General features: G+C 71.8%; 9 protein-coding genes. 6 read left to right on the forward strand and 3 right to left on the reverse strand.

Features of this window, described 5'->3' with window-relative positions:
• Positions 1-613 precede the first annotated feature (613 nt).
• The 6 genes from B4N89_RS05990 (at position 614) to B4N89_RS06015 (ending at position 8,464) form a co-directional block, all read left to right on the forward strand.
• Positions 614-3,223 (forward strand): nitrate- and nitrite sensing domain-containing protein, encoded by a 2,610-nt coding sequence (locus B4N89_RS05990; RefSeq protein WP_143657864.1) that lies wholly within the window; start codon positions 614-616, stop codon positions 3,221-3,223.
• Complete coding sequence (locus tag B4N89_RS05995) at positions 3,220-3,645, forward strand: roadblock/LC7 domain-containing protein (RefSeq protein ID WP_078974825.1); 426 nt, start codon at positions 3,220-3,222, stop codon at positions 3,643-3,645. Before B4N89_RS05990 ends, B4N89_RS05995 begins: the two co-directional genes overlap by 4 nt.
• Positions 3,646-3,730: 85 nt before the next feature.
• Positions 3,731-4,945, forward strand: coding sequence for an ABC transporter substrate-binding protein (locus tag B4N89_RS06000; protein WP_078974826.1), 1,215 nt, complete (start codon positions 3,731-3,733; stop codon positions 4,943-4,945).
• A gap of 30 nt (positions 4,946-4,975) precedes the next feature.
• Positions 4,976-5,851: a branched-chain amino acid ABC transporter permease gene (locus B4N89_RS06005; protein WP_101897003.1), complete on the forward strand. Its 876-nt coding sequence runs from the start codon at positions 4,976-4,978 to the stop codon at positions 5,849-5,851.
• A complete protein-coding gene (locus B4N89_RS51200) occupies positions 5,848-7,752 on the forward strand; it encodes an ABC transporter permease subunit (protein WP_078974827.1) in 1,905 nt (634 codons plus the stop codon). The genes B4N89_RS06005 and B4N89_RS51200 overlap by 4 nt, the downstream gene beginning before the upstream one ends.
• Before the next feature lie 4 nt (positions 7,753-7,756).
• Positions 7,757-8,464, forward strand: coding sequence for an ABC transporter ATP-binding protein (locus B4N89_RS06015; protein WP_078974828.1), 708 nt, complete (start codon positions 7,757-7,759; stop codon positions 8,462-8,464).
• A gap of 45 nt (positions 8,465-8,509) precedes the next feature.
• Here B4N89_RS06015 and B4N89_RS06020 read toward each other — a convergent pair whose 3' ends face one another.
• Genes B4N89_RS06020 through B4N89_RS06030 form a run of 3 tightly spaced genes read right to left on the reverse strand, consistent with a single transcriptional unit; the run spans position 8,510 to position 11,824 of the window.
• Entirely contained in the window at positions 8,510-9,196 is a 687-nt protein-coding gene (locus tag B4N89_RS06020) for an FHA domain-containing protein (RefSeq protein ID WP_078974829.1), read from the reverse strand.
• 56 nt (positions 9,197-9,252) lie between these two features.
• A complete protein-coding gene (locus tag B4N89_RS06025) occupies positions 9,253-10,551 on the reverse strand; it encodes a VWA domain-containing protein (protein WP_078974830.1) in 1,299 nt (432 codons plus the stop codon).
• Positions 10,552-10,576: 25 nt separating this feature from the next.
• The gene (locus B4N89_RS06030; RefSeq protein WP_235618488.1) at positions 10,577-11,824 is read right to left on the reverse strand and encodes a PP2C family protein-serine/threonine phosphatase; all 1,248 of its coding nucleotides are present in this window, start codon (positions 11,822-11,824) and stop codon (positions 10,577-10,579) included.
• Between the last annotated feature and the right edge of the window lie 3 nt (positions 11,825-11,827).

Raw genomic sequence — 11,827 nt, forward strand, 5'->3', positions numbered from 1 at the left:
GCGGCGGAACCGGTTCCCGCCGGCGGTGCCGACGCGGAGGATCACCGTCCACTCGCGGCCTCGGGCCGCTCGACAGCCGCCTCGCGCCCCCACCCGACATGTGACCCTTCCGACCCCGGCTCCCCTCGCATCGACCCGAGCCGCTTCCGGTGCCCCCGGCCATGCCGCGCCCATCCGACTTCCGGATAAACGGAGCACAACGATCCGGTATATCCCAACGAATGGTTGGCAAACGGGCACTCCTTCCCGGGTGTGGAAATCCGGATATAAACCCGCGACAGCCGACGCCGACCCCAAATCGCTCGATATCATGACCTGTATTGTCATGTGGCACAATCCGTTTTGCTTCGCCCAGTTAACTTACGCCTGTCAACATTCGGCACCGTATGCGGGCCGGCGCGCGTATTACCCACCGGCAACTGCGAGCACACGTGCGAATGCCGCTAGGCTCTGCCCGTCGTGCACGGAATAGGACGCGATCCGCGTCACCGAAAAGGCAAGACCGGAAAGTGCGAATCATCGGGAAAATGACGTACTTGACAAGCGGAACAATTGACTCCGCATCCCTGGCTCTCTCCCCCGCCCCCTCCCCCCTCTCGGCACCGATCGGGTGGTGGACAAACTGAACATCACTCGCAAACTCGTCCTGCTCGTCGCCGTGCCGCTCACCGTGATGGTGGGTTCGGCGGGCCTCGCCGTGTCCACCACGACCGGCGAAGCCCTGGACGCGAATCGCCTGCGCTCGCTGACCAAGGTGTCCGCCGAGGCGGGCGAACTCGCGCACCGGCTGCAGAGCGAACGCGCCGCGGCCACCGCAGTGTTGTGGCCCGACCCCGGCGCGCTGGCGGCGTACCACCAGCGCACCGCCGCGACGGACGAGAGCGCCGCGCGCTACCGCAAGCTGCGCAAGGACCTCGGCTCGATTCCCGGCAACACCAAGGAACGGTTGCGCAGGGTGGACGCGGGCCTGACCGACCTGACCGCGCTGCGCGAACAGGTCCAGGCGCCCAAGGGCACCTCGCTGACCGCCGTCGTCTTCCGCTACCGCATCCTGATCGCGGCCACGCTCGACTACCGCGACAGCGTGGCCCAGGCCGGCGGCGCCGGCCCCGACAACTCGGACCGACTGCGCGCGGCGGCGGCACTGTCCCACGCCACCGAGTGGCTCGGCCAGCAACAGAGCGCGGTGCTCCGTGCGTTGGCCGCCAAGACGGTCTCGCCGGCCCAACAGCAGGACATCCTGGCCACCCGCACCGGCTACAACGAGAGCGAGTCGTCGTTCGAGTCGCTCGCCGACGCGGACTGGATCCCCTGGCTGGAACAGGCCCAGACCGGGCCCGAGATCCAGGCCGTGCACCTCCTCGAGGACTCCGTCTCCCGGGTCCGCGCGGACGGCTCCATCTCCATCCCCCAGGATGTGTGGACCAAGGCGACCAACGACCGCATCGCCAAGATGAGCGATGTGGAGCGCAAGGTCGACGCCTCGGTGCTGTCCTCGGTCAGCGACGAGCGCGACTCCCGCCGCTGGTGGGCGATCGGCCAGGGCGGCGCGGTGCTGCTCGCACTGATCGCCGCCGTGCTGCTGGTGCTGCGCCTCGGCCGGCCGATGACCCGTGAGCTGGTGCGTCTGCGCGACACCGCGCACGACGTGGCCTACTCCGGTCTGCCGGAAGCGGTCGCCAAGCTCCAGCAGGGTCGCTCCCTCGACGGCGCGACCGCCGAGGAGATGGCCGAACGCGCCGGCACCCCGATCGAGGTGCGCGGCAAGGACGAGATCGCCGAGGTGAGCTCGGCGTTCAACACCATGTTCACCTCCGCCGTCAAGATCGCCGCCGAACAGGCGGTCCTGCGCGCCGGTATCGCGACCGTGCTGGTCGCCCTCGCCCGCCGCAACCAGCGTCTGACCGACGGTCTGGTCAAGGTCCTGGACGAGGCCGAGGCACACGAGCACGACCCGGACCGACTCAAGCGGCTGTACTCGCTGGACCACCTGGTCCAGCGCATGGGCCGCAACAACACCAGTCTGCTCGTGCTCGGCGGCGAGGGCACCGCGCGCGTGCGCGAGGACGCCCTGCTCCTGGACGTGGCGCGCGCGGCGGTCGGCCGGATCGAACGATTCACCCGGGTCGACCCCGGCGCGGTGGACCCGCGCATCCTGATCGCCGGTCGGGCCCGCGACGACGTCGCGCACCTGCTCGCCGAACTCATGGACAACGCGACCAAGTTCAGCCGCCCGGAGACCTGGGTGGTGCTCCAGGCGAACCGGCGCGGCGACGGCGCGGTACTGACCGTGACCGACAGCGGTGTGGGCATCACTCCCGAGCGACTGGCCGCGTTCAACGAACGCCTGTCCTCGCCGGCCCAGTTGGACGTGCACGCGGTGCGCACGATGGGTCTGACCGTGGCCGGGCACCTCGCCTCGCGCTACGGCATCACCATCACCCTGGCGCCCGGACCCCAGGGCGGCACGGTCGCCGAGGTGGGTCTGCCCGAGACGATCGTGGTCTTCCGCGATCGACCCGGCCGGCACCGCGCGGGCGCGCCGAAGAACGAGGCGCCGGCGCTGCCGAAGCCGACTCCCACGCGCGCGATCGACAGCGGCGTACGTGCCGGCGGTCACCCCGACCCCGGTCCGTTCGAGCCCGTGCAGAACGTGTTCGCGCCGGTCAAGCCGCAACCGGTCAGCGACGCGAGCGCCCCCGGACCGCAGGAACCCGCGCCGTCGGGCCTGCGCTTCACCGGCTCCCGGCCGCCCGCTCCGGCCGCGCCCACCCCGCCGACGCTCGCCCCGCCGACCCGCACGCCGGCGAACCCGGCGGCACCGGCGATCCCGGGCACACCGGCCGGCCCGGCGAACCCGGCACTCCCGGGGACCCCGGCGACGCCGGACCGGTCCGCCGGACGCGGGGCCGAACCCCTGCCCCCGCGTTCGACCCCGGAGCCCTCGGAGTCCGGCCGCACCACCAACAAGGGCCTGCCGCTGCGGGTACGCCGGGACACCCCGACCGTGCACCCCGGCACGCCCCCCGCACCCGCCGCGCCGCTGGTCGGCTCGGCCGGGGCACCCGCCCGGGCGAACCCCACGACGCCGGACCGCCGAGACGCCCGCCAGGTGTCCGCGGCGATGTCGGCCTTCGCCCAGGGCATCGGGCACAGCCGGGCCCGACGCGCCCCCTCGCCCCGCCCCGACGGCGGCGAACCGGATCCCAAGGAGAGATCGTGACCCACCCCACCGCAGCCGATCTCAGCTGGCTGCTCAACGATTTCGCCACGCGGGTGCCCGATGTGCTGCACGCCGTCGCGGTCTCCGCGGACGGCCTCGTGGTGGCCAACACCAGCACGCTGCCGCAGGACCGCGCCGACCAGCTCGGCGCGGTCGCGTCCGGCCTGGTCAGCCTTCTGGCCGGTGCCGCACGGCTGTTCGGCACCGACCCGGTGGCCAGCAACCTGACCGAGATGAACGGTGCGTTCATGTTCTCGATGCAGGTCAGCGACGGCGCGTCGCTGCTCGTGCTGGCCTCGCGCGAGTGCGACATCGGCCAGGTCTCGTTCGAGATGGCCGAGCTGATCAACCAGGTCGGCCCGGCCCTGACCCCCGCGGCACGGGAGCGCTTCCTGCACGTGCAGCGCGGCGCGCTGAGCTGAGCCGACCGACGCATCCCCGCGTCCCTCCCGACGCGACCCATCCCATCGATCGACCGCTGTACCCGTCCGAACCCTGGAGCACGTCATGACCCCGGCAAGTCCCATATCCCGTCGCTCGTTCCGCGTCTCCGCCGCGGGACTGCTCGCCGGCGCGCTCGCGTTCACCGCCGCGTGCAGCGGCAGCGCGGCCGACGACAAGAAGGGCGGCTCGTCCTCGGGCACGCTCAAGATCGGCCTGACGATCCCGCTCACCGGTGTGTACGCGGCGCTCGGGCCGGACCTGCAGAACGGCTTCCAGACCTACCTGGACCAGCACGGCGGCAAGCTGGGCGGGCACAAGGTCGAGCTCGTGATCACCGACGAGGGCGACGGTCCGCAGACCTCGGTGCCCTCGGTGACCAAGCTGATCAAGCAGGACAAGGTCACCGCGGTGGTGGGTCTGTCCAACGCCGCCACGGTGGCGGCCAACGTGGACCTGGTGAACGACAACAAGGTGCCCATGATCGGCGCCGTCGGCCGCCCCGGCGAGATCAAGCGGCAGGACTACGTCTGGCACACCAGCTACCTCTCCGAGGAGCCGGGTGTGGCGGCGGCGCCGTACATCAAGGAGGCCGTGCAGGGTCCGGTCTACGCGATCGGCCCCGAGTACCAGGGTGGGTTCGACCAGCTGCGCGGCTTCACCGAGACGTTCGACAAGCTCGGCGGCAAGCTGGCCAACCCGGACGGCAAGACCAAGTGGACGCCGTTCCCGGCGACCACCAACTTCCAGCCGTACTTCAACGAGATCAAGAACTCGGGCGCCAAGGCGGTCTACACGTTCTACGCGGGCACCGCCGCGGTGAACTTCGTCAAGCAGTACAAGCAGTCCGACATCAAGGACATCCCGCTGTACGCGGCGGGCTTCCTGACCGAGGGCGCGGTGCTCGGCGCCGAGGGCGACGCGGCCAAGGGCGTGTTCACCTCGCTCAACTACACGCCCACGCTGGACATCCCGGCCAACCGCTCGTTCGTCTCGGCCTACCAGGCGAAGTACAACACGCTGCCGACGATGATGTCGGCCACGATGTACGACGCGGCGGCCGTGCTGGACAAGGCGATCGCCGCCGCCGGCGACAAGGTCACCCCGGAGGCGGTCAACGCCCAGATCGCCAACACCGGCAAGGTGGACAGCCCGCGCGGTCCCTGGGAGTTCAACACCAAGTCGCACGCCCCGGTGCAGAAGTGGTACCTGCGTGAGGTCAAGCAGGACGGCACCGCGCTGAGCAACGTGATGGTCCGCGAACTCGGCACCCTGGGCTGACGGCGGATCGGGAGCGAAAGGAAGCGTGCCGTGGGCTGGTTCGACGACAATTTCATCCCGGCCCTGGACGGAGTGGCCTACGGGCTGCTGCTGTTCGTCGTGGCCGCGGGCCTGACTCTGGCCTTCGGTTCGGGCGGGGTCCTCAACCTCGCGCACGGCACGCTCTACGCGTTCGCCGCCTACACCGCCACCGAGGTCGCCGACGGCTCGTGGCTGGGCCTGGTGCTCGCGGTGCTCGCGGGAATCGCGGCGGGCGCGGCCGGCGGCGGGGTGCTCGCGGTGATGACCGCCCCGATCGCCGGCAGAGGACACATGGCGCAGGCCATGTTGACCTTCGGTGTCGCCCTGGTCGGCGGCGATCTGCTGATGACCGTATTCGGCAAGGACGACCCGCAGGTCTCGGTGCCCGGTGCGCTGGAGAAGCCGGTATCGATCCTGGGCCACAACTACCCCGGCTACCGGCTGGCGTTCATCGTGGTCGCCGTCGCGCTCGGCGCGGGCGGCTGGTACGTGCTGGCCCGCACCCGGATCGGCGCGGCCGTGCGCGCCTCCGTGGACGACCCCGAGATGCTCGCGGCCGGCGGCATCTCGCCCGCCCGGGTGCGCTCGGGCGTACTGATCGCGGCCGGCGCGCTGGCCGGTCTCGCGGGCGGGCTTGGCGCGCCGATCATCGGCCCGTCCACGTCGGTGGCCAACACCGTGCTTTTGCAGTCCCTGCTGGTCGTGGTGATCGGCGGCCTCGGCTCGGTCGGCGGCGCGCTGCTCGCCGCGATCCTGGTCGGCGAGGTGCAGACCCTCGGGGTCACACTGATGCCCGACTTCGCGCCGTATCTGATGTACGCCACGATGGCCGTGATGCTGATCGCGCGGACCGCGCGCTTCGGCCCGACGGGGAGCCGAGTATGACCACCCTTGCAACGGCCGCCCTGCGCGCGCGTACCGCGCTGCACTCGCCGCGCGGGATCCTGGCGGGTCGGATCCTGGCCGTCGCAGCGATCGTGTGGCTGATCGCGGCGCCGTACATGGTCGACCTGTTCACCATCATCCTGCTGTCCCAGGCGCTGTCCCTGGGCCTGCTCGCGGTCAGCGTCGCGGTGCTCGGCGGCGGCGCCGGGCTGCCCTCGCTCGGCCAGGTCGCGCCCTACGCGGTCGGCGGCTACACGGCGGCGATCCTGGCCGACCACGGCATGCGGATCGGCGTCGTACACACCCTGGTGGCGGCCGCGGCGGGTGCCCTGTTCAACGCGCTCACCGCGCCGATCGTGGTCCGCACGCGCGGTGTCACGGTCCTGATGATCACGCTGGCCGTCGGCGAACTGGTGCGCACCGCGGCGGAGAAGTGGAAGTCGGTCACCGGCGGTACCGACGGCAAGTCCGGCATCCCGCCGATCGAGCCGTTCTGGGGCATGGGCGACCTCGTCGACGACGTGGACACCTACTGGTACGTACTGCTCACCACGCTCGTGGTGATCGCCCTCACCGCGCTCGTGCTGCGCTCGCCGGCCGGACTGCTCCTCGACGGCGCGCGCGAGAACGAGACGCGGATGCGCGCGACGGGCCACCCGGTGACCCGCTATCTCACCGTCACCTACATCGGGGTCGGCGCCATCGCGGGTGTCGCGGGCGCGCTGTTGATCTCGATCCAGCGCTACATCTCCCCCGCGCACATCGGCTTCGACACCTCCTCGCTGGTGCTGCTCGCGGTGGTCATCGGCGGCGGCGCGTCGCTGGTGGGCGCGATGATCGGCGCGGCGCTGATCGTGTTCACCCGGGACTGGCTGTCCGGTCCGTGGCCGGGGCACGGGCCGCTGCTGCTCGGCCTGCTGTTCCTGATCGCGGTCTACACGCTGCCGGGCGGGCTGGCCGGGGTGGTCGCGGGCGGGCCGCGCGCTGCGTGGCGAAGTCTGGCCAAGGTGATCCGATCGGACGGGAAGTCCACGGAAGCGGACGAGCCGACGGCGAGCGAGCCGACGGCGAGCGAACCGGCCGGTAAGCCGGACCTCGCCAAGCGGGCGGCGAGCGGGGCGAGCGGCGCAGGCGCCGCCGACGCCTTGCTCACCATCACCGGTCTGACCCGGCGCTACGGCGCGCTGGCCGCGGTGGACGGTCTCGACCTGACCGTGCGTCGCGGTGCCCGGCACGCGCTGCTCGGCCCCAACGGCGCGGGCAAGTCGACCGTGCTGGCGATGATCGCGGGCGCGAATCCGGTCACCTCGGGCACCATCGTCTTCGACGGTTGCGACATCACCGACCTGGCCCCGGCCCGGCGCTCCCGCCTGGGCATCGCCCGCGCGTTCCAACAGCCCGCGGTGGTGCCCTCGTTGTCGGTCCTGGACAACGTGACCCTGGCCGCCTGGCGGCACGCCCGGCGCGGCGGCATCGCGTGGCGCCCGGGCCGCTACCGCGCCCTCGCGGGCGAGGCGGCGATCCATCTGGAGACGGTCGGCCTGACCGCGCGCGCCGACGAGATCGCCGGCGAACTCTCGCACGGCTCCCGCCGGTTGCTGGACATCGCGATGGCGCTCGCGGGGCATCCGAAGCTGCTGCTCCTGGACGAGCCGGCCGCAGGTCTGACCGACACCGACATCGAGTTGCTGGCCGACGTACTCAAGGCACTGCCCGCCGAGGTGACCATGGTCCTGGTCGAGCACAACTTCGCGCTGGTGCGCGAGGTCACCGACACCGTCACGGTGTTGGCCTCGGGGCAACTGCTCGCCACCGGCACGCCGGACGAGATCGCCGAGGACCGGGCGGTGCGCGACACCTATCTGGGCGCGTCCGAGCCCGAGCACCAGGAAGTGGGCTGACATCGTGCTGGAGATCGGCGAACTGACGGCGGGCTACCAGGGCGGCTCGGTGCTGCACGGGGTCGACCTGAGCGTGCCCGAGGGCACCGTGCACGCGCTCCTGGGCGCCAACGGGGCGGGCAAATCCACCCTGATCCATACCGTCGCGGGCCTGCTCAAGCCCTCCGGCGGACGGGTCGAACTGGCCGGTGTCGACCTCACCGGGCGCCCGGCGCACCGGGTCTCGCACGCGGGCATCGGCCTGGTGCCGCAGGGCCGGCGGGTGTTCGCGAGCCTGACCGTCGCCGAGCATCTGCGCCTCGCCCACCGCAAGCACGCCGCGTGGACGCCCGCGCGCGTGTTGGAACTGCTGCCCCGACTGGGCGAGCGGGCCGGCAACCGCGGCTCGCAACTCTCCGGCGGGGAACAGCAGATGCTGGCCATCGCCCGGGCGCTGCTCGGCGGTCCGCGGCTGATCCTGCTCGACGAGCCGACGGAGGGCCTGTCCCCCGTGATCGCCGAGCAGATCCGGCAACTGATCACCACCCTCGCCGGCGAGGGCCTGACGATCCTGATCGCGGCGCCGCAACTGGGCTTCGTGCAGGGCATCGCGGACCGGCTGACCGTGCTGTCCACGGGCCGGGTCACCGCCCGGATGACCGCGGCCGAGGCGGCGGCCGACCCGGAGCCGATCCTCGCCGCACTGGCGCCGGGCGTGGCCCACGTGGGCTGAACCACGTCGCGCCGGTCGGGGTCGCCCCGACCGGCGCCGGCGCCCTCACAGGTCCACGCGTCGGATCTCCAGCGTGGTCCAGGCCCCCACATGCACCCGGTCGCCGTCCTTCAGGTGCACCGGGTCGCGGCGGACCCGGTCGTAACCGGAGTTGATGGTGGTCCCGTTGGCCGATCCGAGATCCATCACCTCCCACGTCCCGTCCCCGCAGCGCAGCAACATCGCATGCCGACGCGAGACGCCCGGGTCGGTGATCGGGATCTCGGGCGGAGCGGAGCTGGTGCCGGCGTTGCGCCGGCCGATCCGCATCGACTCGCCGGTCAACTCCTGCGTCCACGGCTCCTGTTCATGCGGGAAGTGCATATTGTGCGCGTCCGGGCCGTCCCATTCGAGCACCCGCAGGAAGTAGTCGTGATCGGGCATGACCCGCACGGTCCACAGGGTGCGGGTGGTCGGCGGAGGCTCCGGGTCCCGCTTCCCGGACGACCCGTCGTCCGGGGGAGGATCCACCACGTCGACGACGGTCGTCGAGGGGTTCTCGTGCCCGCAGCCCTCGCAGAACTGGTCGTCGGGGGTGTACTCGGTGGCACAGATCCGACAGATCAGCGTGCCCCAGGGCGGCTGTTCGGAACCCCCGCCGCCACCGGAGGGCTCCGCGACGGTCATGGTGCGCCCGCACTCGTCGCAGTAGTCCGCGGCGGTGGATTGATGGCCGACCGGACAGATGTGCATGAGCGGACCTCCTTCCTGTTCCCCTACCCGACCCGACGCTCGCGGAGCGGCGATGCTCAGTCCCGGGTGGGCGGTCCGACGCGGGCGGTCTTGTGCGACTCCACGTCGATGATCATCATGCCCTCCTCGTCGTTGCGCAGCCGACTGGTGCCGTCGGCCTCGACCTCGACGACCCGGCGGAGCAGCTTCGCGGTGTGCTCGTCGCCCGCCTCGTCGGCCAGTTCGAGGGCCTGGACCAGGCGAGCGGTCGCGGTGGTCTCGTCCCCCCGCGTGCGCGCCTCCAAGCCTTCCTGGACGGCATTGGCCAGTTTCTCCCGGCCGGTGACCTTGGCGACCTCGGAGTTGATCCGGGTGGACAGCTCCTCGTCGTCGGTCCACTGCGCGAAGACGCCGGCCTTGGCCAGTTCCAGGCCGCCCGAGCCGTCCGGCAGGACCACCGAGACCTGGCACGGCCGGCGCTTGCCGCCCGGGTTGACCTCGTCCGGCTCGACCTCGAGACAGATGTGGTAGTGCTTGCTCTCGCCGCCCCACGACCCGGTCGGGTAGTCACCGGCGTTCGGGCCGACGTCGGTACGCCGGGCGGTCAGGTCGTCGATCACCGGGTAGGTCTGCTTGACGTACTTCACCCGCGCGTTGTTGATGGTGCGCACGCGCAGGGCCACGTCGGCCACGGCCTTGCCCATCGCGTTCTCCATCATCTTGGTGAAGTCCGCGACCAGGTCTGCCGGTTCGCTCACCAAGCCGATGTCGCCGAGCAGCGCGTTGGAGATCTTGCGCACCTCGTCCACCCGCCAGTCCAGGCCGATGCCGCGGCAGTCGCAGACGAACACGCCCTCGCAGTAGGCGATCGCCTCGGCCAGGTCCTGCTCGCGCTCGCTCTCGTTCTTGCCGTCGGTGAGCAGGATCGCGTGCCGGATCGCGTCGCGGTGCGGTTCGAGCAGCCGACGGGCCATCAGCAACCACTGGCCCATGGCGGTGCCGCCGCGGGCGCGGAGCTTGTCCACCTCGCGCTTGGCCTCCTTGCGGCTGCGGTCGTCGGCCGGTACGAGCACCTCGTCGAACGGGTAGACCATCGACGCCATGCCGGTCCCGGAGACCACCGCGAACAGCGTGCCGTCGCGCAGCGTGTCGATCGCCGCCTTGGTGGCCTGCTTGGCCGCCTTGAGCTTGCTGGAGGGGAAGTCCATCGAGCCCGAGGTGTCCACCATGATCACCTCGGCGCCACGCCTGGCCGAGGCCGTGCCCGTCGGCAGCCCGGAAGCCTTGATGTGGGCCACGGCGTGGACCTCGTGTCCACCCATCGGTAGGTAGGCGTTCTGGTTGATCTCGATGGTGAATTCGGGGGCGCCTGACATGAATCCGACTCCTTCGCGTCTCGGGTCAGTCGTGGTGGGGGTCGCGTGCGGCGTCCCCGGGCGGGAGGTATGGGATGAGGGCGACGGTGATGTTGTCCGCGCCGCCCTGGTCCAGGGCGAACCCGGTGAGCAACCGGGCCGCGGCCAACGGCTGCTCCAGCGCGTCCGGGAGCACCATCGCGGCCAGCGTCGGTGCCACCGAAAGGTAGTTCCACAGCCCGTCGCTGCACAGCAGCAGCACGCCGGGCCCGGTCGGACGCACGCTGGTCACCCGGGGCCGCACCTCGCCGGCGTCGGCGCCGAGCCAGGACACGATCGCGTGCGCGCGCCGATCCGCGTACGCCTCGGCCTCGGTCATCGCGCCGAGCGCGATCATCCGGGTCGCCCACGAGTCGTCCTCGGTCAGCAGCGCGGAGGGGGTGCGCCGGTCCTGCTCGTCGTCGGGCCCGGCCGACGCCTCGACCGCCCCGCGGGGCAGCGTGCTCGCACCGGGCAGCGTGTCGTCGCCGTCCGCCGGATCGTCGGCCCCGCTGCCCGGGTCGGCCAGCCAGTAGGCGCGGCTGTCGCCCACCCAGCCCACGGTGATCTCGCCGGGCGTCATGATCGCCGAAACCAGCGTGCACGCGGGCGCGTTGCCCTGGTCCTCGGTGCCGGGCATCCGGGCCACCGCGCTCGCGGCGGCGGCCACCCCGGCGCTGGTGGCCTTGGCCGGCGCGCACCCTTCGATCAAGGTCGCCGCCATCGTCGCGCACGCGGTCGTGGCCGCGGTCGCCGAGGCCTCGTCGGGCCGCGGCGAGGAGGACACCCCGTCGCAGACCACCGCCACCACCCGCTTGCTGCCGTCGGGCATCTCGAACACGCGCAGCGCCGCGGAGTCCTCGTTGCGCCGGTGGCGCAGCCCCCGGTTGCTCACCATCGCGACCAGGCCGCTCAGGTCGCTTTCCACGTGGTCGCGCGGGTTGAACGGCCGTCCGCACGCCTCGCACCAGCCGTCCGAGCCGATGGTCGCGGTGCCACAGGCGGAGCAAACCGGTCCGTGTCCGCTGGGCGCGGGTACCCGCCGCGGCGGCGGACGTTCGGCCACCGGGGTCGGGGGGATGTCCAGGTCGTAGCCGCACGACTCGCAGTAGCGGTCGTCGGCGTCACCGGCCAGACCGCAGGACGGGCACCCGTCGGGGACGGCCGTCGCGGGCGGCTCGGGCGGCGGGGCGGCCTCGCCCCCGTTCGGGGCGCCCCCGAGCCCGGTCGCGTCCAGTCGTCCATATCCAGCCACTCT

It is taken from the genome of Embleya scabrispora (assembly GCF_002024165.1).
In the GTDB taxonomy this organism is placed as follows: domain Bacteria; phylum Actinomycetota; class Actinomycetes; order Streptomycetales; family Streptomycetaceae; genus Embleya; species Embleya scabrispora_A.

Excerpts from the sequence above, each read along its gene's own strand:
- B4N89_RS06025 (WP_078974830.1), bottom strand. The coding sequence starts at position 10,551 with ATGTCAGGCGCCCCCGAATTCACCATCGAGATCAACCAGAACGCCTAC.
- B4N89_RS06020 (WP_078974829.1), bottom strand. The coding sequence starts at position 9,196 with ATGCACATCTGTCCGGTCGGCCATCAATCCACCGCCGCGGACTACTGC.
- B4N89_RS51200 (WP_078974827.1), top strand. The coding sequence starts at position 5,848 with ATGACCACCCTTGCAACGGCCGCCCTGCGCGCGCGTACCGCGCTGCAC.
- B4N89_RS06000 (WP_078974826.1), top strand. The coding sequence starts at position 3,731 with ATGACCCCGGCAAGTCCCATATCCCGTCGCTCGTTCCGCGTCTCCGCC.